At 42.3% G+C, this 26510-nt stretch carries 24 protein-coding genes; 18 read left to right on the top strand and 6 right to left on the bottom strand.

The window, feature by feature from the left end:
* Nucleotides 1-55: 55 nt before the first annotated feature.
* The 14 genes from B5D59_RS07700 (at nt 56) to B5D59_RS07635 (ending at nt 15794) form a co-directional block, all read left to right on the top strand.
* Nucleotides 56-1801: a methyl-accepting chemotaxis protein gene (locus B5D59_RS07700; protein ID WP_078817524.1), complete on the top strand. Its 1746-nt coding sequence runs from the start codon at nt 56-58 to the stop codon at nt 1799-1801.
* Nucleotides 1802-2340: 539 nt separating this feature from the next.
* Nucleotides 2341-3942, top strand: coding sequence for a BCCT family transporter (locus tag B5D59_RS07695; protein WP_040758597.1), 1602 nt, complete (start codon nt 2341-2343; stop codon nt 3940-3942).
* Between the two features lie 147 nt (nt 3943-4089).
* Complete coding sequence (locus tag B5D59_RS07690; RefSeq protein WP_245799478.1) at nt 4090-4776, top strand: GntR family transcriptional regulator; 687 nt, start codon at nt 4090-4092, stop codon at nt 4774-4776.
* A 13-nt stretch (nt 4777-4789) separates the two neighbouring features.
* A complete protein-coding gene (locus B5D59_RS07685; RefSeq protein ID WP_078817522.1) occupies nt 4790-5914 on the top strand; it encodes an LLM class flavin-dependent oxidoreductase in 1125 nt (374 codons plus the stop codon).
* A 25-nt stretch (nt 5915-5939) separates the two neighbouring features.
* Complete coding sequence (locus tag B5D59_RS07680) at nt 5940-6518, top strand: amino acid synthesis family protein (protein WP_009766384.1); 579 nt, start codon at nt 5940-5942, stop codon at nt 6516-6518.
* A complete protein-coding gene (locus B5D59_RS07675) occupies nt 6518-7315 on the top strand; it encodes an alpha/beta fold hydrolase (protein ID WP_078817521.1) in 798 nt (265 codons plus the stop codon). The genes B5D59_RS07680 and B5D59_RS07675 overlap by 1 nt, the downstream gene beginning before the upstream one ends.
* A gap of 19 nt (nt 7316-7334) precedes the next feature.
* On the top strand, nt 7335-8816 hold the full coding sequence (locus tag B5D59_RS07670) for an aldehyde dehydrogenase (protein WP_009766382.1): 1482 nt from the start codon (nt 7335-7337) through the stop codon (nt 8814-8816).
* A gap of 46 nt (nt 8817-8862) precedes the next feature.
* A complete protein-coding gene (locus B5D59_RS07665; protein WP_009766381.1) occupies nt 8863-9192 on the top strand; it encodes a hypothetical protein in 330 nt (109 codons plus the stop codon).
* Complete coding sequence (locus tag B5D59_RS07660) at nt 9193-10641, top strand: aldehyde dehydrogenase family protein (RefSeq protein ID WP_009766380.1); 1449 nt, start codon at nt 9193-9195, stop codon at nt 10639-10641.
* 10 nt (nt 10642-10651) lie between these two features.
* Nucleotides 10652-10927, top strand: coding sequence for a YciI family protein (locus B5D59_RS07655; RefSeq protein WP_009766379.1), 276 nt, complete (start codon nt 10652-10654; stop codon nt 10925-10927).
* 91 nt (nt 10928-11018) lie between these two features.
* Nucleotides 11019-11693, top strand: coding sequence for a cysteine hydrolase family protein (locus B5D59_RS07650; protein WP_078817520.1), 675 nt, complete (start codon nt 11019-11021; stop codon nt 11691-11693).
* A gap of 164 nt (nt 11694-11857) precedes the next feature.
* Nucleotides 11858-13309, top strand: a complete 1452-nt coding sequence (locus B5D59_RS07645; RefSeq protein ID WP_009766377.1) for a cytosine permease — start codon at nt 11858-11860, stop codon at nt 13307-13309.
* A gap of 39 nt (nt 13310-13348) precedes the next feature.
* On the top strand, nt 13349-13867 hold the full coding sequence (locus B5D59_RS07640; protein WP_078817519.1) for a flavin reductase family protein: 519 nt from the start codon (nt 13349-13351) through the stop codon (nt 13865-13867).
* Between the two features lie 328 nt (nt 13868-14195).
* Nucleotides 14196-15794 (top strand): BCCT family transporter, encoded by a 1599-nt coding sequence (locus tag B5D59_RS07635; RefSeq protein ID WP_078817518.1) that lies wholly within the window; start codon nt 14196-14198, stop codon nt 15792-15794.
* Between the two features lie 185 nt (nt 15795-15979).
* Here the strand turns inward: B5D59_RS07635 and B5D59_RS07630 are convergent, their stop codons facing one another.
* The 6 genes from B5D59_RS07630 to B5D59_RS07605 form a co-directional block, all read right to left on the bottom strand.
* Nucleotides 15980-17308, bottom strand: coding sequence for a DUF4179 domain-containing protein (locus tag B5D59_RS07630; RefSeq protein ID WP_078817517.1), 1329 nt, complete (start codon nt 17306-17308; stop codon nt 15980-15982).
* Nucleotides 17301-17828 carry a sigma-70 family RNA polymerase sigma factor gene (locus B5D59_RS07625; protein ID WP_078817516.1) on the bottom strand — a complete coding sequence of 176 codons (528 nt, stop codon included), beginning with the start codon at nt 17826-17828 and terminating at the stop codon, nt 17301-17303. Before B5D59_RS07625 ends, B5D59_RS07630 begins: the two co-directional genes overlap by 8 nt.
* A gap of 903 nt (nt 17829-18731) precedes the next feature.
* Nucleotides 18732-19283 (bottom strand): hypothetical protein, encoded by a 552-nt coding sequence (locus tag B5D59_RS07620; protein ID WP_078817515.1) that lies wholly within the window; start codon nt 19281-19283, stop codon nt 18732-18734.
* Nucleotides 19284-19303: 20 nt separating this feature from the next.
* Nucleotides 19304-20527 (bottom strand): FAD-dependent oxidoreductase, encoded by a 1224-nt coding sequence (locus tag B5D59_RS07615; protein ID WP_078817514.1) that lies wholly within the window; start codon nt 20525-20527, stop codon nt 19304-19306.
* Nucleotides 20528-20674: 147 nt separating this feature from the next.
* Complete coding sequence (locus B5D59_RS07610) at nt 20675-21445, bottom strand: IclR family transcriptional regulator (protein WP_078817513.1); 771 nt, start codon at nt 21443-21445, stop codon at nt 20675-20677.
* Entirely contained in the window at nt 21442-22242 is an 801-nt protein-coding gene (locus B5D59_RS07605) for an IclR family transcriptional regulator (RefSeq protein ID WP_078817512.1), read from the bottom strand. The genes B5D59_RS07610 and B5D59_RS07605 overlap by 4 nt, the downstream gene beginning before the upstream one ends.
* A gap of 174 nt (nt 22243-22416) precedes the next feature.
* Between B5D59_RS07605 and B5D59_RS07600 the strand changes: the two genes are divergently transcribed.
* The 4 genes from B5D59_RS07600 to B5D59_RS07585 all read left to right on the top strand — a co-directional run bounded on the left by B5D59_RS07600 (nt 22417) and on the right by B5D59_RS07585 (nt 26457).
* The gene (locus B5D59_RS07600; protein ID WP_078817511.1) at nt 22417-22824 is read left to right on the top strand and encodes an acyl-CoA thioesterase; all 408 of its coding nucleotides are present in this window, start codon (nt 22417-22419) and stop codon (nt 22822-22824) included.
* 58 nt (nt 22825-22882) lie between these two features.
* Nucleotides 22883-24148: a phenylacetate--CoA ligase family protein gene (locus B5D59_RS07595; RefSeq protein ID WP_078817510.1), complete on the top strand. Its 1266-nt coding sequence runs from the start codon at nt 22883-22885 to the stop codon at nt 24146-24148.
* 200 nt (nt 24149-24348) lie between these two features.
* Nucleotides 24349-25290, top strand: coding sequence for a fumarylacetoacetate hydrolase family protein (locus B5D59_RS07590; protein ID WP_078817509.1), 942 nt, complete (start codon nt 24349-24351; stop codon nt 25288-25290).
* Nucleotides 25291-25332: 42 nt separating this feature from the next.
* Nucleotides 25333-26457, top strand: coding sequence for a cupin domain-containing protein (locus B5D59_RS07585; protein ID WP_078817508.1), 1125 nt, complete (start codon nt 25333-25335; stop codon nt 26455-26457).
* The last annotated feature ends 53 nt before the right edge of the window (nt 26458-26510 follow it).

Below are 26510 nucleotides of genomic sequence, written 5' to 3'. Positions count from 1 at the left end.
TGTCAAACAGCTCTTTTTTAGATTTAATTTAGTTCATAAAGGAGGGAATATTCTAATGTTTCATCTGAATCTAAGAAGAAAAATAATGTTGGTTTCTTTTCTGTTCTTATGTATACCTGCACTTTTGATCGGGATCGTAAGCTATCAATTGTCTTTGAACAGCCTGAACGAGTCAGGAAGATTAATGTTAAAAAACAGTGTAAAGCAAGCAATTGAAACAATAAAAATGATGGATCAAGAAGTGAAGCAAGGGAATATCAGCTTGGAAGATGCACAAGAATATGTAAAAGTATCTGTTTTAGGAGAGAAGTCAGCTGACGGTACCCGCCCTATTAATAAAAATATAGACCTCGGTGAGAATGGTTATTTTTATATTATTGATGAGCAAGGGAACCAAATTGCGGATCCATACCTGGAAGGTACGAACACTTGGGACTATCAAGACAGCGATGGAGATTACTTCTTTCAAAATATGATTAAGAATGTCCAAGCCGATGGGTCAACCTATATGGACACATTGTGGGAGCTGCCGGACAGTCCTGGTCAAATGGCGTTGAATGTCAGTTATGCGGAGTTGGAACCGACTTGGGGTTGGATTTTGAGTACGAACAGTTTCTATCAGGATTTTAATAAAAGGGCAAAGGCGATCATGACCGCACTTGCCATTACACTTGCTTTATCTCTAGCGGTTGGGGCAGTCATTATTTATTTTTTCTCACGCAGCATTTCCAATCCTTTGATGGCATTATCAAGTCAAGTCAAACAAGTAGCGCAAGGAAATCTCGCAGTAGATGTTCTGGAAGTGAAAAATAAGGACGAAATAGGGATACTCGTCCAAGGTTTCCAGCAAATGATACACAACGTTCGCCAATTGATTACAAAAATTACAATTACGTCGGATGAAGTTGCAGCGTCCGCAGAACAATTAACGGCGAATGCAGAGCAAAATACAGAAGCAACTGAACATATTGTTGTAGCAATCCAGGAAGTAGATCTTGGGGCAGAAAAACAGACAGAAGGCGCGGATGTAATCGAACAGATGATGACCAGGATGGATACAGGACTGCAAGAGATTGCGACCGATTGCTTGGGCGTTTCAGGAGTGGCTCAAACCTCATCGGCGGAGGCAGAAGAAGGAAATAAGCTTTTGCAACAGTTGATAGGTCAAATGAATATGATCCGCACGACGGCCGCAGAGTCTAGTTCATCGATTGAAAAATTAAAAGTTCACTCTGAGAAAATCGGTACGATCGTAGAAGTCATAGGAAATATCACCAAGCAGACAAATTTACTAGCTTTGAATGCGGCGATTGAAGCAGCGAGGGCTGGTGAACATGGAAATGGATTCGCTGTTGTTGCCAATGAAGTCCGTGTCCTGGCAGATCAATCTACAGAATCTGTGCAGCATGTTACAAACTTAGTCATGGAAATTCAGAATGAAACAGATAACTCAGTTGTAGGCATGAATGGAGTAAATGTAGAAGTGGGCAGCGGGATCAAAATCGTTAATGAGACCGAACGAAGGTTTGAGTCCATTTTGAATTCGTTAAACCAAGTTGCCGGCCAAATTCAAGGCGTAGCAACCACAACGCAACAAATGTCGGGAAACAGCGGGCGAATCACGGTCTCAGTTAAAGAGTTGAATCAAATCGCTAGGGATTCCTCCAACCATTCCCGTAGTGCAGCAGCGTCCAGTGAAGAGCAACTTGCCTCTATGGAGGAAATTGCTGCTTCAGCTTTTTCATTGTCCCGTATATCAGAGGAACTCCAAACATTAATTGGGGAGTTCAAAGTAAAATGATTAATGGGCAGGTGAGGAGCTCGGCGTCCTGATTTTGGGACGAATCTTTGTAACGGTTTTCAAAGTATTGAATGATCAGTGAAAGATATTGGGCGCTTATATTTTAATTAGACGAAATGGTAAAACAACGCGATGCAAGATTTGTACGCGTTGTTTTTCGTATACAGATAGTTATTGAATATAAAGTAAAATGGAACTGAGCCGTGAAAACGTTTAATTTGATCAACTGATCTTATGTGGATAAACAATGAAATATGACTTTAATCTATTATTTAAATAGTCCGTTGGTAATGTGTTTTTAATAGTGTATAAAAAGTAGGTTTGGACGGGTAAGAAAATCTGGATAGTATATTGACAATTTTGAAAGTAGGATATATTCTGTAATACAAGTTCTTGTATGGTACATGCAAAGGGAGCGGAAATTATGTTTGTATGTAAACGCTATCAAACATTTAGGGGAGGAGAGAGACTCAAGAGCTAAGGTTTCTTTGCATTCATATTGTGTACATGTTAATAGATTGAACATTAGGAGGGGAATTATGACGAAAAACTATTGGCAGTTTATTCGTGAAAAGGTTGATTGGCCTGTGTTCTTATTTAGTGGAGGCATACTGTTAGCATTCGTATTATTTTCATTCTTTAAAGTGGATGCAGTCAGTAATTTTGTGAATAAAGGATTTGATTTGTCCATTCGCTACTTTGGGGCTTACTGGCAATTTCTTATGATGGCTACCTTTGTTGTTGGAGCGGTATTAGCAGTATCAAAGTACGGCAAAGTCCGTCTTGGTGACGCAAAAAAACCCGAAATGTCTTATTTTAAATGGGTAGCTGTAATCCTGACGACTGGTCTTGGTGCAGGGGGAGTCTTTTGGGCAGCAGCTGAGCCTATGTATTACTTTCTGGATGTGCCTCCCATGCATAAAGGAATTGTAGGAGGTACCGAGGAAGCAATAGGACCCGCTTTAGCTCAGAGTTATATGTCATGGGGATTTACTGCATGGTCTGTTTACGGCGCAATAAGTGCGATTATTTTGATTTATGCGCACAAGCATAAAGGAATGCCGCTGAAGCCTAGAACTCTGTTATATCCAATATTGAAAGAAAAAGTGTTAACGAGTAAATGGGGTGCGGCTGCCGATGTGTTTTGTATTATAGGGGCTGCAGCAGGTACGATCGGCCCAATAGGTTTTTTGGGGTTACAAGTCAGCTATGGGGTAAGTTCGATTTTCGGCATACCTGATACGTTTATAACACAGCTTTCTGTGATCGTTATTTTGACAGGAGTAGTACTCGTATCCACGCTCACAGGTATTGAAAAAGGGATTCAATTTTTAAGTAAGCTAAATGTGAATATGGTTGCGGTGATTGCCGTCTTTTTATTGTTACTGGGTCCTGGTTTATTCATTATCAATTCATTCATGTCTTCCTATGGGACGTATATTAGTGAATTTGTAAATATAAGCACATTCCGTGGCGATGAAGCGTGGCTTGGCGGTTGGATGCTGTTTTTCTTTGGATGGTTTATAGGTTTTGGTCCATTGGTGGCATTATTCGTGGCGAGAATATCGAACGGCAGAAAAATTCGTGAAATTTTTGTAGTAGTTGCTGTCATAGCACCGGTCGTTACAAACTTTTGGTTTACTGTACTTGGTGGAACAGGTATCTTCTATGAGCTGAAAAACTTAGGTTCTGTCAGCGGACCTTTAGAAGAGGGTGGATTGCCAAGTGCGATCATCGCTATAGCAGGACAAATGCCGTTAGGAAGCATAATGCCATCTGTTTTCTTGATCTTGACGACGTTATTCGTTGTGACGACTGTAGATTCCATGTCTTATTCCATCTCAATGGCTGTGACGGGAGACGGAAACCCACCGAAAGTTGTCCGCGTGTTTTGGGCTGTTATTATGTCCACTATCGCTACAATTCTCATTAAAATTGGCGGTGGAGGAATCGGGGCATTACAATCCTTTGTCGTAATAGCAGCAGTTCCGGTATCGATCCTTTTACTTCCAGTTGTATGGTATGCACCGAAAGTTGCTAGAGTGCTGGCGATTGAACAAGGGATTGTCAAAGAGGAGCAAGATATGGTCATGATCAAAGAAGTTGCAGCTGATCGGGAAACAGAATTAAAAAGCCAATAAGATATATTACAATAATCTAAATACTCGTTGACATTTGAAAAGTTAGATAATATACTCATCTCATAGCTTGTATGGTACATGGTAGGTTACTAATTCGATATGAAGAAGTTATTACCGTGGACATGATTCATACAAAGAGAGGTGATTGTGATTACACAGAAAATACAAACGGTCAGTATAACGGCACAAGTTACCAATGCAATACGAGAGGCAGTTACCTCAGGAGAATACGAACCCGGAAAGCAATTGTCAGAAGCAGCGTTATCTCAGTATTACGAAGTGAGCAGGACTCCGATTAGAGAAGCGCTGAAACAATTGGAAAGAGAAGGACTTGTCGAAATCATTCCCCGTGTAGGCACTTGTGTAAGAAAGCCGACTGAACAAGAGCTTGATGAGCTTTTCACAGTAAAGGAAGCGTTAGAAGGATTTGCAGCAGGACTCTTGGCGGAAAGCCAGGACCCGGTAGCGATCAAAGAACTTGAAGAAGCCGTCAATTTAATGGAAGTTGCCGCCCGGAAAAATGATACGAATCTATACGTGGAAGCGAATGAACAGTTTCACGCGGCGATTCTGGCAGGAGCGAACAATTCCAAATTAAGCTATTTACTTAACTTGATGCTGAATCAAATTCCATACCAACGCTACGTCCATATAAGTATCAACGATCCAGAACGTTTAGTTAGATCGCTTAAAGAACACCAAGTGATACTAGAAGTGATTTTGAAAGGCAAACGTGATGAAGCTGAAGGCACGATGAGACGTCATGTCGAAGCAAGTGCTAAAGGATTGAAAGCAGGGATTGCCAAAAAGATGAGTGCGAGCTCAGTTAATTAGGAGGAGAAACATTATGAAATTTGGAGTATTTGCAAACCTATCAGGCCCAGGACGCCATGATGAATATTATAAAGTGTTGGACGAGGCTCGTGAGCAAGCGATTTATTGCGATGAAAACGGTTACGAATCTATTTGGTATACGGAACATCATTTTGGCCACGAGGGAAATGAGTTAATCTCAAATCCGCTCATGATGGGTGCAGATATTGCAGCTCGTACAAAAAATATTCGAATTGGTCAAGCAGCAAACGTAGCAACGTTCTGGCATCCTTTACGTTTGGCAGAAGATATTGCGATGCTTGATCAGTTGAGTAAAGGCCGAGTTGAGGTAGGATTGGCCCGTGGTTTGTACGGTCGGGAAGCAGCCAACTTGAATCCTTTATCCGATCCGAAAAATAACGATCAAAACCGAGCGGTATTCGAAGAAACACTGGAAGTCATGAAAAAAGCATGGTCTAACCGTTTCTTCTCCCATAAAGGCGAGTACTTCAATTTCCCGGCAGACGGGTTGTCATGGAAACATCCGATGAGCCCGCCTTCTCCAGAATTCATGGATATGGAAAAAGGGGAAATCAGCAAAATCTCGCTTATGCCGAACACTTACGAAAATCGCATGCCGAACATTTGGCAAACAATTGACTCACCTCGTTCAATTGAAATCGCTGCTCAAACAGGAATTAACGGGATCTTCTGGATGCCGACTGTAAAAGAGCTGAAGCAACGTTTTGAGCTATATCGTGATAAAGCTTCTGAAGCAAGAGGTGTTGAAGTACCACTTGGCCAAGGAATTGCACTTGTGCGTGATGTCTATGTCGCAGAAACAATGGAAGAAGCCCGTGCGGATTTCGAAGAGGCTGTACTAAATACGTACCGCTGGATCTGCCATTGGAGAGGCCTCAGCAACTTGCTTGATCCGGGTGAAGTGCTGAAAGAAGGACAGGAACTTGATTTTGACTTCTTGTTCCATAGAAATATGTTGGTTGGAACGCCGGAATACGTAGCAGGTAAGATTCAGGAACTCCAAGATGAGTTGAACTTGGAAACCTTGCTGCTATGGACAAATCACAGCACATTGCCGCATGAAAAAATCATGAAGAGCATGAAGCTATTTACGGAAGAAGTTATGCCAATATTCTAAAAAACAAAATTGGAGGTAAATTAATATGTTAGAAGTTCGTAAAGTATATACAGCTATCGAAGAAACTCGTATGGAAGGTGGCAAACAATTAGACCAGCCGATCAAAATGATCACAACGATGTTGGTTATGAAGAATCCTTGGGTTGAAAGAGGATATGTAGAAGATTTAATGCCGGAAATTAATGAGTATGCTCCTGAAATTGGAGAGATTCTAGTGAAGGAATTATTTAAGCATATTGATTCTGCCGATGATGTAGAAGCTTTCGGTAAAGCTGCAGTAGTGGGTGTTGACGGTGAAATGGAACATGCTTCTGCTTTCATCCATACATTGAAGTTCGGTAATAAGTTCCGCGACGCTGTCGAAGGAAAAAGCATCTTGCCGTTTACGAACAAACGCGGCGGTGCAGGGACTGCTGTACTTATTCCCATGGTACACAAAAACGAAGACTCTAAACGTTCTCACTTCCTGACTTTCGAAGCGACGATTCCAGATGCACCACGTGCAAATGAAATTGTAGTTGCAATCAGTGTTTCGACAGCTGGCCGTCCATTCCCAAGAACCGGTGACCGCCACCAAGACATGGTTGAGATGGGTCTTGCCTAATGTCAAACATTTCGTATGATCAAGAAACCACTTTATATAAAGAAAAAGGAGTGGGAGAACCGTTAATCTTTATTCACGGTGTCGGACTGGATCATGCAATGTGGCAACAACAAGTGAATCGTTTGTCTGCAAATTACCGCGTAATTACGTATGACATGTTGGGACACGGGGGATCATCGCATCCTCCTGGTCCTTATTCACTTTCACAGTTTGTCGAGCAATTGTCCACGCTTGTGAATAAGCTGAAGCTTCCGAAAGTTAATATAGTAGGATTCTCCATGGGAGCAATGGTTGCACAGTCATTTGCCGCCAAATTTCCGGAGAAAATTAGAACCTTGACCATTATGAATTCGGTCGCCAACAGAACGTCCGAGCAGAGAAAAGCGATTGCTGCGAGAGTTGAAGAAGTGAAGAAATTAGGGCCGCAAGTCACAATTGAGCCTGCGATTCAGCGCTGGTTCAACCAAGAGTTTCAGGAAAAGAATCAGGAGATTGTCAATGAAGTGAGACACCGCCTCGAAACAAATAATGCAGATGGGTATATAGCTGCCTATACGTTATTTGCGACAGCGGATGAAGAGGTTTGGCAACAGTTGAAGGACATTACAGTTCCTTCACTCATCATAACAGGCGAATATGACGTGGGTTCGACACCGGAAATGTCGCAGCAAATACATGAAAAACTATTGAATTCTGAGTTGTTGGTTGTTCCGGATACAAGACATATGTTACCTGTCGAGAAGCCGGAAATCGTAAATCAGGCGATTCATTCATTTATCCAAAAGCATGTCAATTGAATGAAAGGAGTGTGCCGGGATGTCATTGAAAAAATATAAAATGTATATTAACGGTGAGTGGGTAGAATCGGAAAGCGGTGAATACTTCCCCAGCTATAATCCAGCAACGGGTGAAGCTTGGTGTGAAGTCGCCAAAGGTACGGAAGAAGATGTGAATCGAGCAGTGCAAGCAGCACATGAAGCTTTTCAAAATTCGGAATGGGCTGAGATGACCTACACAGAACGCGGTAAACTCGTGCATAAATTGGGAGAGCTGATTTCTCAAAATATTGAGAAGCTAGCGGAGTTCGAAACGAGGGATAATGGAAAATTACTTCGGGAAATGCGCGGTCAGCTCACTTATTTACCCGAATTTTTCTATTATTACGCAGGGTTGGCGGATAAAATCCACGGCCAAACCATGCCAATAGACAAGAAGGATATTTTCGCCTTCACGACAAGAGAGCCACTAGGCGTAGTTGCGGCAATCACACCATGGAATTCGCCGCTATACCTAACTACGATTAAATTAGCCCCAGCTTTAGTGGCAGGGAACACGATTGTCATTAAGCCATCTGAAATGACATCCGCTTCACTTCTTGAACTGATGAAGTATGTTGAAGAAGCAGGATTTCCAAAAGGCGTTGTCAATGTAGTCACCGGTTTTGGAATGCCGGTCGGCAATACGTTGACAGCTCATCCGCTCGTAAGAAGAGTAGCCTTTACAGGCGGGAGCGAATCAGCACGTCATGTCGTTCGGAATACAGCGGAAAACTTCGCTCAAGTATCCTTGGAACTTGGCGGGAAATCACCGAATATCGTCTTTGAAGATGCCGATCCTGAAAGCGCTGCGATGGGTATCATTGCAGGGATATTCGGAGCATCCGGACAAAGTTGTGTAGCGGGATCCCGTGCGTTGCTCCACGTGGACATTTACGATCAAGTGCTTGAAAAGCTAGTGGAACGCGTCGAACAAATTAAAATAGGGGACCCCCTCCTAGATGATACTGAAATGGGACCACTTGCAACGGAAGCGCAACTAGAACGAGTGAAAGAATATGTGGGTATCGGCCAGGCGGAAGGCGGCAAAATCGTTATCGGCGGGAAAACCCCAGAGAATACCGACGCAGGTTGGTATTTTGAACCAACAATCATAGAGTTGATTGACCACGACGCACGTATTGCCCAAGAAGAGATTTTCGGACCTGTGTTGAGCATCATCCCATTCAAAGATGAGGAAGAAGCGATTGCTTTGGCCAATGGTACGGAATACGCCCTAGCCACAGGAATTTGGACTCGAGACGTCGCAAGAGCACACCGTGTAGCAAAAGCCGTTCACGCTGGTATCATATGGGTGAATACATACAGAAGTATTTCGCCACTTATGCCAATCGGAGGTTCGAGATTAAGCGGGCACGGAAGAGAAAGCGGTTTCGATGCAATTTATGAATATACACAAAGCAAAGCGGTTTGGATCAACACATCAAGCGAGCCTATGCCAGATCCATTCATCATGCGCTAAGCCGAAGCGGGCAATTAATATATAGAGAGAGAGAGGAGAAACCGATATGCATATTGAAAAAGCGATTCATTTGCCGGATATAGCATTCGTACGTCTCTGCAATGATCGATTTGGAGTGAATAAAGGTCTCTACAACACAATAGACACGTTTTTCTATGATAGAGGATTTGAAGAAATTTTAGAAAGGCGTAAAAATGTGTTGGTCTTCCTTGAATATATTAAAAGAACAAGCGGAACGAAAGAGCAGCGTGTGAAATTCGGAAGTGGCGGGTTAAGCTTGAAAATCGAAGAATATTTAAAAGAAGAAAATAAGATCATTCAAATCATGAAGTATCAATCCAATATAGCCACCACCAGCAGAAAGAGGGTAAACTAGATGGCTAATAAATCACTAGCGAGCTTACAAACGAAACACTTACTTATTAATGGTGAATGGGTGGAAACAGAAGAGTATACTGAATTGCGTTCTCCGTATTCAGATGAGGTAATTGCCCATATTGCTAAAGCAACAAAAACAGAAGCTGATCAAGCGATCGAAGCAGCCTTACAAACACGTAAAGTGATGGCGAAAATGCCTGCTTATCAACGAGCGGAAATTTTGGAAAACTTAGTTTCCTTATTGCAGGAGCGTTCTGAAGAAGCGGCTGAGATCATTGCTTTGGAAGCAGCAAAACCAATTGCAACTGCAAGAGGTGAAGTAATCCGAACAATTGAGACGTATAAATTTGCAGCAGAAGAAGCGAAACGTATTCATGGAGAAACTCTTCCACTGGATGCGGCTCGGGGCGGAGTGAATCGCCTGGCCTACACCGTGCGAGAGCCGCTAGGAGTAATCGGTGCCATCACACCTTTTAATTTTCCGATGAACTTGGTGGCACATAAAGTCGGTCCTGCTATCGCAACTGGAAACACAATTGTTTTGAAACCGGCTGCACAAACACCATTATCCTCTTATTTTATAGCGGAACTTTTATTGGAGGCAGGATTGCCAGCGGGCGCGATTAATGTCATCACAGGAGACGGCAGAGAAGTCGGAGATCAAATCGTAACAGATAATCGAGTGAAAATGATCACATTTACAGGCAGTCCGGCGGTTGGTATCGGAATAAAAAGCAGGGCAGGATTGAAGAGAGTGACTCTTGAGCTAGGTTCAAATGCAGCTGTGATTATTGACAGTGGCGTAGACCTTGATAAAGTCGTTTCTCGCTGTGTGTCAGGTGCATTCTCTAACCAAGGACAGGTTTGTATCTCACTTCAACGCGCTTACGTTCACGAAAACCTATATGATGAATTCGTTTCGAAAATCGTGAAAGAAACAAAAAAACTCGTTATTGGTGATCCGTTACATGAAGAAACTGATGTATCCGCTTTGATTTCTTCAAAAGACGTGGAACGGACATTGAGTTGGATTGAAGAAGCAAAAAGACAAGGCGCAAAAGTGGCAACGGGCGGAGAAGCACAGGGGAATATCCTACTGCCAACAATCTTGACTGAAGCGGAACCGAATCAAAAGGTTTCCTGTAATGAAGTGTTCGCTCCAATCTTAGTCGTAGACAAAGTGAAATCAGTAGATGAAGCAATCGAGAAAGTAAACGATTCGCGTTTTGGACTTCAGGCAGGAATTTATACAAATGATATAAGCACGGCACTATATGCAGCGGATGAGTTGTATGTAGGCGGCGTCATGATCAATGACATTCCAACTTTCCGAGTGGATAACATGCCTTATGGCGGCGTCAAGGAAAGCGGGAATGGAAGAGAAGGATTGAAATATGCGGTTGAAGAAATGACGGAAATGAAATTAGTCGTCTGGAATCGTAATTAGGAGGCAATGTATGGCTTACTACGCGGCATTTTTGCATATGATTCAGCCTGAAAAAAATGAGGAAGTCCGTCCGCGTCATATTAAGTACTTGGATGAGCTGGATGAACAAGGGAAGATCTTTGCCCGTGGCCCTTTTGCCGATCAATCAGGCGGATTAGTTATTTATCAAGCGAATTCTTATGAGGAAGCACTGAAGTTGGCGGAGGCCGACCCTCATGTAGTGGAGAAAGTCCGACGGCTTGAGCTTAAAGAATGGAAACCCATTATCAGTGAGGTTTTAAAGTGACACTGTCTTTGTTGAACAAAGAAAAAGAGATAGGTTTTCCTTATTTACTTGCATGGTACATGGTAACGATTAACAGGAAGGAGGCCGTAAATTGGATGGACAGAATACAGCATTGCTTTTGATAGACCTCCAAAATGAGGGCGGTACGTCTGCTGTTCCTGGAATGGATCGAATCATCAAAAAGACAGCAGATTTAATCAAAGTATGCAGACAAAAGAAAATTCCTATTATTTATACGCGCCATATTAATAGAGGGGATGGGATTGGGCTTGCGAACCGAGAACCTGTCGACCAGAATGGAGAGCCTCTTTATTACCACACTGACTCCAACTCGATAGAAATTATCAGTGATTTGAGAAATCAACCTGGTGATATCATTGTAGATAAATATCGATACAGTGGTTTTCATGAATCCAGCTTAGACTTAATGTTGAGAAGCTTGAACATAAAGAACCTAATTGTCGGTGGAGTTCTAACCGATGTCTGTGTCCTTTCGACTGTAATGGACGCTTACTATCGTGATTATCAGATCGACCTGGTGAAAGATATTTGTGGAACTACTACAGATGGAGCGCATATGGCAGCGGTTTGTATGATGGCTAATTGGGTCTATGATATTTCTATATTTGATGCCGATCAAATGTGCAATAAATTATCGGGAGAATCGTATCATGTTTGGAAATCCAATGAGCCGGATGAATTACAATTTACACCTGATAATTTGAGAGAAGTGTATGACAAGTTAACAGTAAGCTGTACTGTATAATCAATTACTTTTGGCATTATGGTGTCCGTATTTTTTCGAGCCATTTAAATTCAGCCAGAGTTTAAACCTTCATTAAGTTCGATAAAACCATAAAAGCACCCCATTACTTATAGAAGTGCAGGACTTTAACCTTTCAGTTAAATTGTTAAAAAAGGAGGAAGAAAATGAAGTCTATCGAAAAAGTAGAAGCGGAAGTAGGCGTAACGATAGAGGTAGATGCTAAAACACCACTGAACAACCAACTAGATGCTACTACTGAAGAACATTACGCGACTGAAGAAGTCCCTATGAGTCAAAGGAATATTGGTTTTTTCGACATGGTGGCGATTTGGGTTGGAGCTAACTCAAACAACGCATCCTGGTATGTAGGAGGAACAGTAGCTGGGATGGCGTTTGCGGGTGCAATTGGGGTTACATTGATTTCCAATCCAATCGCTTATCTAATATTGGCACTGGTAGGTTACATGGGTTTTAAAGTAGGAACCTCTACTATGGCATTAACTAGACCAGCATTCGGAATTAAAGGAAGTCTTCTCCCTACAGTTTTAAACACAATTGTTTTCCTGGGATGGGCAGTAGTTAATACATTTATTGCCGTTATTTCAATGAGTTTTATCTTAAAAGATTTATTTGGATGGGCGGCATACGGGGAACCAGGCAGCAAGGGACCGATGATACTTGGGATTGTATTCATGAGTTTACTGAACTTGCTGGCCGTATCATTAGGACGGAATTCCATTAAGATTGTTGAAAGAATTGGAATCGTATTGGTTCTCATATTGGGTGTCTGGATAACAGTTGTCGTCTTGAATACGCATCCGTTATCAGCCATCCTGGATTGGAAAGCACCACCAGAATCTGTTGTGCCGGTTGGAAAAGCTGTGGATATCATGGCTGCGTTTAGTTTGGCTTGGGTGCTCGGGATTGCTGAGTTCACAAGATATACGCGGACAGCGAGAACAGCGACTGTCGCTCCACTTGTGGGGGCATACGTTTCACTTCTGTGGTTTGCTTTTATCGGAATTATCGCTACGATTGGTGCAGCGCTTTCTACCGGGGTGTACAATCCGGATAATTCAGACCCCAGTTCCATCGTAACGAATTTGGGACTTGGATCGTTTGCATTGATCCTCATTGTAGTAGCGTGTGTGACGACTAACGTTGTAAACTTGATGGCGGCAGGAATCTCCATCACGAATGTGACGAAAAAGGTAAAGCCTTTGCATTCCATTTGGATGGTGACCGTCCTAGCAGGATTCTTAATGCTCGTACCACTGTATCTAGCTAGTTTCTTGGATACGTTCATGGGCTTCTTGGATTATATCGGTATGGTTTTAAGTGCATTGCTTGGAATATTGGTAGCTGACTATTTCATAGTGAAGAAGCGCTCATATGATGTACGGGAATTCGAGAAAGTTGGAGGCGCCTACTGGTTTTACAAAGGCGTCAATCTTAAAGCCGTGGCAGTTTGGGCTTTGGGTGTTGTATTCTTCTTATCGGTTAGTAACTCAGGGCTCCTTAATAATTCAGTAGGGGCGGTATATCCAACAATTCTATTTACGGCAGTACTTTATAGTCTCATATCATTGAAAGGCAAGCAGCCAAAATTAACATAAGAGAATCCAGTAAAAACCAAAATGGAAAAGGAGAGATAGATGATGGGAAATATTGGAAAACAAGATCTTTTTAAACAAATCATGGGGAACTATCCGACAGGAGTTACAATCCTGACTACAACCAATGAAGATGGAACACCAGTAGGTCTGACAGTTAACTCGTTTGCTTCCGTATCGTTGGATCCGCTTATGGTACTGTGGTCAATCGATCATAAAGTATCTTCTTTGGAAGCGTTCACAAAAGGCGGGAAGTTTGCAGTTCACGTTTTGGCTGGCGAGCAGCAAGAGCTATGCAAAACATTCGCAAGCAAAGTTGAAGATCGTTTCGCTGATTGCAAATGGGAGCTTTCCGAAAATGGGTTGCCAATCATTGATGGCGCTTTCGGAGTGTTTGAATGCAAGACGTTCCAAACGGTTGAAGCGGGCGATCACACTATTTTAATTGGCGAAGTGATAGATTTACAGGCTGATACAACGAAAGAACCGATGCTGTATCACCGCAGATGTTTCGGCTCGGTTCCTCCTGTATTTTACGAGCCAATTAACTCTCCTTCTTGATAATAGATAAGAGTAAGAAGCCAAGACTTTTTTTGAAAAGTTTCTTGGCTTTTTATGTCTCAGGATACCTGCCTCCACACCGAGTCTTCAATTATTCAGACAATCGGAACACTTTGCTAAATTGGAAATACAAGATAATGCATTGACAGTTCCACAAGTACGATATATTCTGTACTATAAGTTTTTGAATAGTACAGGCAACACGAATTCAAGTCGTGTTGCTTTTTTTTTTGAGATTGGTGTTGAAAAGTATGAGGAAAGGTGGAAACAAGGTTTACTCAGCATAACATTATAAATTTGTAACAAATCGAAATTTTGGAGGAGAATTATGACGAAAGACTATTGGAAGAATATTCGTCAAAAGATAGATTGGCCTGTGTTTCTATGCAGTGGAGGCGTACTGGTAGCATTTGTGCTGTTTTCAATTTTTAAAGTGGATGCGGTCAGTAATTTTGTGAATAAAGGATTTGATTTGTCGATTCATTACTTTGGCGCGTACTGGCAGTTTCTCATGATGGCCACCTTTGTGGTGGGGGCGGTAATAGCAGGGTCCAAGTATGGTAAGGTCCGCCTGGGCGATGCCAAGAAGCCTGAAATGACTTATTTTAAATGGGTAGCCGTAATCTTAACGACGGGACTTGGAGCGGGCGGTGTCTTCTGGGCAGCGGCAGAGCCAATGTATTATTTTCTGGACGTGCCCCCGATGCATAAAGGTATAGCGGGTAGCTCCGATGAAGCGATCGGGCCTGCTTTGGCTCAAAGCTATATGTCATGGGGCTTTACTGCATGGTCTGTCTATGGTGCTATCAGTTCGATCATTTTGATTTACGCGCATAAACATAAAGGGATGCCGTTGAAGCCCAGAACTCTGTTATATCCGATATTGAAAGAAAGGATTTTAACGAGCAAATGGGGTACGGCAGCGGATGTGTTTTGTATTATCGGCGCCGCAGCAGGCACAATTGGTCCGATTGGATTTCTTGGGTTACAAGTCAGCTATGGGCTCAGTTCAATTTTTGGAATACCGGATACGTTTAGTACACAGCTTTCTGTGATCGTTATTTTGACAGGAGTCGTACTTGTATCCACGCTTACAGGTATTGAAAAAGGGATCCAATTTTTAAGTAAGCTGAATGTGAATCTAGTTGTAGTGATTGCCGCCTTCTTGCTTTTATTTGGTCCTGGTCTATTCATCATCAACTCGTTCATGTCTTCCTATGGTACGTATATTAGCGAATTCATAAATATAAGCACATTCCGTGGCGATGAAGCATGGCTTGGCGATTGGTTGCTCTTTTTCTTCGGATGGTTTATTGGTTTTGGCCCGTTGGTGGCATTATTCGTGGCAAGAATATCGAACGGAAGAAAAATTCGTGAGATATTTGTAGTGGTTGCGGTAATCGCGCCGATCATTACAAACTTCTGGTTCACGGTACTTGGCGGAACAGGTATTTTCTATGAATTAAATAACGCAGGTTCTGTCAGTGGTCCGTTAGAAGAAGGCGGATTGCCGAGCGCGATCATCGCCATCGCAGAGCAAATGCCTTTGGGAGCCATCATGCCTTCTGTTTTCTTGATCTTGACAACGTTATTCGTTGTGACGACCGTAGATTCCATGTCGTATTCCATTTCAATGGCTGTGACTGGTGACGGAAATCCCCCTAAAATTATTCGTGTGTTCTGGGCTGTTGTTATGGCTACCATTGCAACGATTCTAATCAAAATAGGGGGTGGAGGCATCGGAGCATTGCAGTCGTTTGTCGTTATCGCTGCAATTCCGGTATCAATCCTTTTACTTCCCGTGGTGTGGTACGCGCCGAAAGTTGCGAAAGTGTTGGCTATTGAACAAGGGATTGTTAAGGAAGAGAAAGAGATTGTCGAGGCAGATGCAATAGATAGTGAAATGGAAGTAAAGAGTCAGTTGTGAAATGTACCAAATTGCTCACTATTTAAATAGAAGAAACAAGAAAAGAAACAACGCGAATCGATAGGAGATTCGCGTTGTTTTTTATATCTTTATAGAGTTCCAGTTGAATTCAGAATGGTATTTACTTTCTATTGCCGTGGTGACACGGGTACCCAACATGTTCCGCATCGTGAAAAAAATGCTAATTAATCAAGGGGTATGGCAACCTCCAAATCTTTCAACACTTTTAAATAAGGCATTTCAAAAGTAACCAATGTCAATGGCTCATTCGGTTTGACTTTCTGGAACTCTTGGACGTAAGTGTTGGATTGTATACGCTCAGGATATCCTTGTGTATTGTTGGCTAAGTTATTTCCTTTTGCATCCTCCAACCAAAGTGTGTTGTATTGGAAATGTCCATCGTAAGGAAAATCACTTGCTGTTTCGAAAGTGAGCAGGGTTTGATTTTTTTCGTATTGAATATCTTTAATGATGATCGATCCCATGTCACCTTGGTCAATGGACATAGGCAATTGATCCGGCTGTAGAACATTTTCCACTTTTTCGGGTGCTCCCGTGTCAACAGGCACTAGAAACGGGCTTACGGTCAAAGTCTCGGAGTCTTCTTGCAATGGCTCGTATCGGACTTCCATGTTCATGACGTGTTTTCCATTTTCCACTAATCCTGTACCGCGACTGTCTAACATGGTCAATGCATCGCCTTTGTCATTCAGTAGATTGAATTGAAGGAGATGATCATCAATCATTTGTAGGCTCATTTCGTCAGGCGAAGTGAGTGTAAGCGATAGTTTAATACCCGCGGCGCCTATTTTCACATTGTTTATACTAATCGTTTGGTCTTGATAAGTTACGGTTTGATTGGATTCGATCGTTCGTGCGTCTTCTTTTGCCTTTGACACAGGTATTTTGAAATTCCATGCTCCCTGTACATCGCCTATTTCATTTAGTCCTATTTGGAGATCAAATGAATCGGGCAGCTCGCCGACAGGGGCTATATCGATGACGCCTGCATATTGCGTGTCGGATAAAGGTTTTCCAGTTCTGCCATCTCCAAAATTGATTTCTTTCCCATTCACCTTCAGTTGCAGCTCTCCCAATCTTCCGCGCTCGCCGGTGAATTCTTGAACATATCCCACTGATAGACGAGTACCGTCATAATAGACATCTTGGATGGTCAAACCAATCCCTTGGTCTGTAACGGTTTGCCCGATACCTTCCGAGAGACCCCGCTTGCTGGCAATAACTAATCCCATATCGCCCGCTACTTCAAACACGGAATCCAACACAGGGACAGACGATAAAACTTTAGCCATGGTAGGAGAGACGAAGGCGGAACTGATTGTCAGAAACGTGGTGGCTGCAACGGCTGCCAGCATTGGGTAAAACTTTCGTCGAGTGGTCTTTCCGTTAGTTTTCGCTTGTTTGACGCCAGCGTGGATGGCTTGATTCAGCTTGTCATGGGGAACTTCAATTTTATCGATCGCTTTTTTAATATCATGCAGTTGTTTATTCATTGATGCATACCTCCTTAAAAGTAGTTCTCAATTTATTGATGGCCCGGTGTAAATTGGTCTTTACGGTGCCTTCCGGGCATTCCAAAATCTTAGCAATTTGTTTGACAGACAAGTCTTGATAAAAACGCAGCAGTACAGCCGTTTTGTATTTTTCCTCCAGTTGATCGATCGCGTTCAGTAAGTCCAATTTGTCTTCTGAAAAGGCAGTTTGATGTGATTCAATTCTTTCCAACGACTCTTGTTCGATGGGGATCACTTTGTTATTTTTTCGAATAAAGTCTAGCGAGCTATTGATCAAAATTCTCGTCAGCCAAGTGGAAAAGTAAGCAGGTTCTTTCAAGCTGGAGATCGAGGTATACGCCTTATAAATCGTTTCCTGCACAATATCGAGCGCATCTGTCTCATTTTTCACATACGTAAACGCAATTCGGTACAACTTTTCTTTCTCTTGGTCAATTAATGTCAAGAATGCTTGATCATTCCCTTTTTGCGCTTTTTTCAGCAACTTTGAATAATTCATAGTGGCACTCCTTTCTTCCGGACATTGGTTAGACTGTTTGGGGGCTGGTTTCGTTTCAAGTGAATTGAGGTAGTGGAAAAATCTCGCATTTATGATGTCATTCTGAATTGGGAAAATGTGATTGGGTATGGGAGCGTGTTTGTTTTTAATTTCACTGATGTGTCATATGAAATATGCTGATCTCCAAATAAGTTCAGATTCAATTTGAAACTTGGCTCTTCTCAAGGTTCCCTTTGTATAGTGTCAACGCCCAATACAAAACGGATATTAATAATGAATTTATACACTATCTTCAACAAACCCGTTCGGAAAAAGACTTTTCATGTGGATTCGAGCAACGACTAATGCTCTATCGACTACTTGTTGGAAGAAGTTTCGGGTGAATCATATGACTTTATCTACTAATTTCTGATAGAGCATTGTCATTCAATCAGTTGGTTCTTGTATTTTACGATGAAAGAGATTAGTCTTTTGATTTTGAAAAAGTGAATGAGAAGCTTTATCGTGATGAGAATGATATGGTCAACTATATCGTAGGGTGCGAAAATATTTTAATTGAATAGATCCAATTTTACCGGTTGGATCTAAAGACGTGGAATTTATATGGGTATGTATATAGCGTTAAGACTGTTTATGGAAAAAATCTATTTATAGGGGAAACGGATTATAGTAGCAATTGAATCGGGAAGCATCTTGTTGAAACTCCGAAGGAAATTTAGATTAAGCAAAGGCAAGAAAATCTTGTGTTTATAGGCTCTATGAGATGGAATTTGAGAGCAATCCGATATTATAAAAAGTATGATATTGAGAAGATGAAGTGGATTCGGTGCTGTGATTACGTGCAAATTCAATCTCAAAAGAGCCTGAATGATTGATCAATCATTCAGGCTGCTACTTTTCTATTTAAATAATGTATATTGTGTTTCCTTCCAGACCTAACACGGTATGTCCTTTTTCAACAATGTTAAGCAATGGTTGGAACATTTTTGGTCGATCGGCGAGCGAGGCAGTGCAAGCCATGACGCTAATATACATGGCATTTCCAACTAGATAGCTTATCGCTTTATCTTCGGTAACCTGTTTGAATGCACCTGCATAGGCCGGATGGAACACCGCTTCTGGAATGGCGTCGATCACAGATTCAAGCAACGCGGTTCGATCTTTTTCGGTAATCAGTTGGTTGTATCGTTCTGGAATACCTTTTAGTGCTCGCCAGACATCGCTGTTTTCGAAAGTCAATTCACCGATGGTCGTTGCGATGTCTTCTTTGGCTACCCATTTGATATTATATTGCGAAACATCCAATGCTTCGATGAACTGCCTTACATGTTTTTCTACCGCCGTGTCGACAGTGCCGATCTCTCCAAACCAATTAAAGGACGTTAGCTTTTTCGCCAGACCAGTTAAGGATAGTGCTTCCGGTCCGTAAGTTTCTTCTTTAAATTGTACTGTCATTGATTTACAGACTCCTTTCCTTAATATTTCGTTGTCAGCTCAGGCGGACCGAATTTTGGACCGTATGGGCCTTCGTCCAGCCAGCGTCCAAGCCTAGGCACGATCGATACCAGAGAAGAAGCGAGCTCCCGTTTCATATTCATCTCAGGTGAATCTCCTTGTATGTGATGAAGGGCAGTCGTCGAACCATCGCGATTCCATAGAGCTGCGATTCTACGTTCCTTTGCTGCAACGTCAATTGCTTCTTGACGCTGTTCTTCATTGTCAGCTTGTAAAGCATGTTGAATACCACGGACGGCAATAATTGCATCGGGGACACCGGAATTTAAGCCGCGTGCGCCAAATGGGGCAAATAAGTGGGCAGCTTCACCAGCCAAGAGCACGCGCCGTTTTTCATCAGTGAAAGAATCTACAACGACTTGGTGAAAACGGTAGGAGGATACCCACGTGATTCGATCGACGTATTTTTGATCCATTACCTTTGGAAGCCATTCTTTCACCCCTTCGATGCTAGAAAAGTCTTCTTCTTTATCGTCAGCTAGTAGTTGTAAATCTACCCGCCAGCCACCCTTAAATGGCACGTGCATGACATTCCGACGTCCCATTGCGGGATGCTGGTAATGAAAGACTCGCTCGATTGGAAGCGGGTTTTCTTCATCTTCGGTGACATCGACAACGAGGAAAGTATCATGCGTTCGTGGACCTTCGAACGTCAATCCTGCTTCTTGTCTTACTACCGAGCGACCGCCATCACAGCCAATGACATACTTCGCTTTCCATACATCTCCATTCTTGGTTGTCACCTGAACACCTTCTGCAGCAATTTCGAGTTCTGTAACCGGCTGTCCATAAATGAATTGGACCCCTGATTTTAAACAAGCCTCGTAAATGTGTTTTTCAATCGCATGCTGATGTAGAGAAGTGAAATGAGGCAAACGATTCGGATCTTGTGTATCGGTAACGCCATAATTTCGTACATATACTTCTTTACCGCGATAGAGCGTCCGCTTGATCGGCCAAATTACCCCGTTCTTCGCCAAGGTAAAACCGAGTCCTTTTGACGCTTCTTCTAATAACTTCAATGTTGCATTGTGAAGATAGATGGCGCGGCTTCCCGCCCGGGGCGCATCCTTTTCTTCTGCTTCGATGACTACACACGAAATACCTTTGTTCTGTAACGCAAGTGCTGCAGTTAATCCGACCGGACCGGAACCTACGACGACAACCTCAACATTTTTATCCAATTAAAACACTCCTTTAACTTATTTCTTTTGATCTGGCTTGACTTGATTGTAGAGGAGTTTTAGTTGGTATAAAATAGCGTTGTTCTTCTATGCGGAACCTTCAGTTGACTTGGTGGAATAAATTTAATAATCGGATAATAATAGGTGTCACTTGTAATAACCCAGATGTTCCGAAATGTCTTGCGCTGCACAGACAACTTTTTCAATTAACTTCGAATACCTATCCGGTGTAATGGTCGAAGTAGAACCAATAATGGAGAGGGATGAAACGACTTGTTGTGAATAATCTCTGATTGGTGCTGAAATTCCCATGAACCCCTCATGAAATTGTCCGATAGAGATGGCATATCCTCTTTTTCGGATCAGTTCCAGCTCTTGCAATATATCCTCGCGTTCCGTTAAAGTCTTGGATGTATAGGGATACAAAGGGGCGCTCAGTATCCGCTCTACTGTTTTTTTATTTTGGAAAGCTAAGATACATAAACCTTCTCCCGTACAATGTATGGGATTTTTTCTGCCGATTGAAGTAATAAGTCGATTTTGACGATCACTTTCTTTCCGGAACAGATACACAACCTCCCCGTTTTCTAGCAAACAAATATGAGCGGTCTCATTGATCTCCTGAACAAGGGCGCTGACAATTGGAAAGGCTTCAATATATATATCCCGATGATTATATACGACGCCGCCTAATGTCAAAAGCGATAGACCCAGACGATACTTACCACTTTTCGGACTTTTGGACAGAAATCCCTCTTTTACTAACAAAGAAGCAATACGATGCGCTGTACTTTTCGGTACGTTAATTTGTTCCGCAAGGCTTGTCAGTCCGATCTCAGTTTGTTTTGAATTAAATAATCGTAACATGCGCATAGCATTTTTCACTGATGTGATCATATATTTATCGGATGGTATCATTTTTTTACCTCCTCAAAGAGTCTTTTTCGCAGTTTGACCAGGTTGGATATCCGTTTTGCAGTCTTTACTACTTCCTCCACACACTTTCGTTGCGCGCCTGCATCACGTAAACGATTGACAGGGGCGGTAATATTGACTGACGCAATGACTTTATCCTGGCTGTTGAAAATAGGAGCGCCAATTGAAATAACTTTCCTCTCAAATCCTTGGTAGTCAACGACAACGCCTGACCGCCTGATTTCTTCTAGTCTTTCCCGCAAACTATTAGGATCGGTAATAGTGTAATCTGTAAACTTCGTCAAAGGTTTGGATAGGATAAAATCAACAACCTCTTCCGTTTCAAAAGCCAAAATTGCCAGACCTGTACTAGTGCAATGGAGAGGATTACGCCGGCCGATATGGGTTGTGACATGAACGGAATACTCATTTTCAATCTTTTGTAAATAAATGACCTCGTGGCCTTCACGAATAGCTAAATGCGAACTTTCCCTAGTGTTCTCTGTTAGAGCATTCAGGATAGGCGTGGCTTCTTCTACAATAGACAATTGTGAACTCACAATATTCGTCAATGCTAATACAGAAACACCAAGACTGTAATAATTTGATTGTGGATCTTTATAAACGAAGCCTTCACTGGCCAATGTCGTTAGTAACCGATGTGCTGTACTTTTTGCGATCCCTAGCTCATCTGCAATGTCGACCAAACGCATCTCTGGCTGGTGCATGGAAAAAATTTTTAATATGCGCATGGCATTTTCAATGGATGAACCGCGTTGAGGAATATGTTCGTTTTTCATTAATACCTCTCCTTTCCCAATCTGATTACCGCGAGTTTTCCGAATTTAGTAGAAAAATTTACAAAATGTTCCGCATAGAAGAACAAGAAGGTATGAATGATATATCTATCATACTAAGATTGTCAGTACACACGCAAATAAGAAAAAGCTGTGAACTTTTAAGGAGTGTGAAACATGTCAGGGGTCACATATGAATTGAGCGTACAGTGGGGAGATACGGATGCAGCAGGTATTGTATACTATCCAAACTATTATAAATGGATGGACCAAGCGACACATAACTTCTTCAAGTCTATAGAGTTTGCGACTTCCAGATTGATGAAAGAAGAACAGATTGGATTACCTTTATTAGAAACAAGGTGTAATTTTTTTCAGCCGCTTGTTTTCGAAGACCCCTTTATCATCTCTACAACAGTTATAGAAATACGGGATAAAGTTTTTCAGCTCAGCCACCGCTTTTACAAGGAAAGTGAGTTGGTTGCAGAGGGTAGTGAGGTCCGGGCATGGACTTCATTTGAGGGAAACAAACCGAAAGCTGTTTCTATTCCAGGGGTGGTCAGAGAAAAAATGGTCATTGCTTAATCTAGTACAGCAGGGAGGGATATAAGTTTGCTAAAAAAACTATAAAGGACGGGATTATATGATTATGCACAGCTCTTCTCCGAATAAATTACATGAAGATCAACTTGCTAAATTAAATGAGTTGCTTTCATTTGCTAAAAATCAAAATAAATTTTATCAAAAAAAGTGGGGACAGATACAGTTGCCGCTGTCGTCATTGCAACAGCTGGAAGAATTTCCTTTAACGTTGAAGCAAGAATTGGTAGAGGATCAAAATAACAATGGTGGATACGGCAGCAACCACTCATTCCCTGTCGAGGAATATACTCGGTATCACCAAACATCGGGGACATCAGGTTCTCCACTAAAAGTGTTAGATACAGCTGAAAGTTGGGCGTGGTGGGAAGATTGTTGGTTAGAGGTGTATCGTTCGAGCGGTGTCACAAAAAAAGACCGTGTGTTTCTCGCATTTTCTTTCGGGCCATTTATAGGGTTCTGGGCCGCTTTTGAAGCAGCAAAGAAAAACCGTTCCCTTGTGATCACGGGAGGGAGTCAATCCACGAAAGAACGCTTATATTGTATGTTGGAAAATAATGCAACTGTTCTGTTATGTACTCCAAGTTACGCATTGCATCTTGCGGAAGTGGCGAAAGATCTGGGGATTGATCTACAGAACAGTACCATTACTAAAGTTATAACGGCAGGCGAGCCGGGTGGTTCTGTACCTTCTATTCGAAGACAGATTGAAACGCTCTGGGGAGCAACGCTTTTTGATCATGTTGGTATGACCGAGATGGGGGCATATGGATATTCTTGTACTGAACAAAACGGAATTCATATCAATGAAGCTGAATTCATTGCTGAAGTACTAGACCAGGACACACTGAAACCGGTGGCTAACGGCGAAAAAGGAGAGCTAGTACTTACCAATTTGGGTCGCTTTGGTTACCCACTTATTCGTTACAGGACAGCAGATGTAGTATTAAAATCGGATGAAGTGTGTGCTTGCGGCAATCCCTATAAGTTTTTCCCTGGAGGCGTATTAGGTCGGGCAGATGACATGGTTGTTATCAGAGGAATCAATATTTATCCTTCTTCTATTGAGGCAATTGTTCGGGAATTCGCTGCAGTAAAGGAGTTCCGGGTTGTCTACTTCACAGAAAATGGTATGGATCAAATAAAAGTTCAAATTGAATCAGCCGCAGACATAATTGCCGAATTGTCTACCCTTTTACGCGATCGTGTGGGACTCCGTATTGCTGTTGAAAGAGTGGAAGCAGATTCCCTTCCGCGTTTTACGATGAAATCAAAGCGGGTGCTGGATGAACGAATAAAAAGGGGATAAAAGACAGCATTTATTGAAAGCGATTACAACGGGGAATTCAGCTATTCCCTTTTATGTAAAGATAGGAGACAATGTCCAAGGCAAATCGGCAATCAAAGAGATTGGTTTTAATTAATTTGTTGTATCAAATTGAAATTGTATTCAGGCTTGTACGGTAATACTATGCAACTTTAACTATTGATAAAGTAAAGGAGATTCCTATGAAACTAATAACATTTACAACAGCGGGTCATTCCCGTATCGGGGCACTTGAGAATGAGGGGAAAGTAGTAGACTTAAACTATGCGTACCAAGCTTTATTGAAAAGTCAAAATAAATATCGTTACAAGGAAATTGCAGAAGCCTTCGTACCTACGAAAATGGAGGGTTTCCTGCAAGGAGGAAAAGAGAGCATGAGAATTGCCCAAGAGGCAATCGCTTATGCACTTGCAAATCAGGATAGCTTTGAACACCAACTCGTTTACGAAAAATCTGCTGTAAAGGTAGAAGCTCCCGTGACAGCACCAGGCAAGATCATATGTGTAGGCCATAATTATCGGGAACATATCTTAGAAATGGGGCGTGAAATTCCCAAGTATCCGGTTGTATTTGCGAAATTCGCCAATACAATAATTGGACCGGAAGATGATATTCCATTTTATCCAATTTCCGAGCAATTGGACTATGAAGCTGAATTTACATTTGTTATCGGTAAAAAAGCCAACAATGTATCAGAGGAAGATGCATTAGACTATGTGGCGGGTTATACAATAGCCAACGATGTGACATACCGGGATATCCAGCGCCGTACACTTCAGTGGATGCAAGGGAAGTCAGTAGATGGCAGTGCACCATTGGGACCATGGCTGATTACAACCGATGAATTGACAGATCCGTCTGGACTGGATGTTGTTTTAACAGTAAACGGGGAAGTAAGACAAAAAACGAATACGGAAAACCTTGTATTCTCTGTACAGAAATTGGTTGCATTTTTATCGAATCTAATGACTCTCGAGCCAGGTGATGTTATTTTGTCTGGTACTCCAGGCGGGGTAGGAGTGGCAATGGATCCACCGCAATTCTTAAAAGATGGCGATGTCGTGAAAATTGAAATTGATAAAGTTGGGACACTTGAAAACCGAGTCTCTTTACAAAAGGGATAAAAAGATGACAATCAGGAAAAAATGAAAAAGGATGTGGAGAAGATGGCAGAACAAAAAGCAGAAGTTCAAGAGTTCATGAAAAGTGATACAGTGAAGGATTTTACGAAAGATATCCAAGAATACAACCTCGGTCCACTATGGGAAGCGATCCCCGAGATTATGAATAAATCACCAAAACCACATGCTGAAGCATATCTATGGAGTGCCGAACTATTGCAGAAAAAGTTGATGGAAGCGGCAGAAATTTTTACTCCTGATCGCGGGGGAGAGCGTCGTGCAATCTATTTCCAAAACCCAGGCCTGACGTATCGCCAGCCATGGGGATGGGCATCAACTACACAAACGCTTTATGCAGCAGTACAGTTGCTTCTTCCAGGTGAGGAAGCCCCATCGCACCGCCACTCACAAAGCGCCCTTCGATTCATTTCGGAAGGGGAAGGGGCCTATACGATTGTTCAGGGAGAACGAGTGTATATGCAGGAGGGTGATTTCCTAATTACGCCGAAAAACCTGTGGCACGGACATGGTCATACGGGTGATAAACCGATGATCTGGATGGATGCATTGGATATCCCGACAATTTACTCAATTGGCGGTACATTCTTTGAGCCGTATGCAGATGGCCTGCAACAGCCGAACGTTCCGGATAACTTCTCGGAACTCCGCTATGGTGGAGGGATGGTTCGTCCGGTTGGTGACGACAAGTATACGGTTGCGCCGCTTGCGAATTATAAATGGACTCGGACGAAAGATGCGATAAACGGATTAATGAATTTCGATCCAGATCCGGACCATGGCTATGCGATTGAATACTTCAACCCGTCGACAGGGGAATCTGCAAACCCTACAATGGGCTCCCGTATGCAGTTCATACCGAAGGATTTTCATACGAAAGCACTTCGCCATACACATTCTACAATTTATCATGCGCATCAAGGTTCCGGTTACACAATTATTAACGGCATACGATTTGATTGGAAGAAAGGCGATTACTTCGTCGTTCCGAACTGGGCTTGGTATGAGCATGTAGGCTCAGAAGACTCGTACCTGTTCTCTGTCAACGACTTGCCGATCATGGATCGCTTTGATTTGGAACAGGAAGAGAAATTAGAATCTAATAATGGATTCCAGAAAGTCACGGGCGAATTTCAAGCGGCATTCAGATAAGCCGCCGTAAGGTTTTAGGAGTACCCCTCTGGTTCGCCACGAGGGGTTTCTCC

It is taken from the genome of Sporosarcina newyorkensis, from assembly GCF_900167515.1.
Lineage (GTDB): Bacteria > Bacillota > Bacilli > Bacillales_A > Planococcaceae > Sporosarcina > Sporosarcina newyorkensis.
This window is presented reverse-complemented; position numbering and strand designations above follow the sequence as displayed.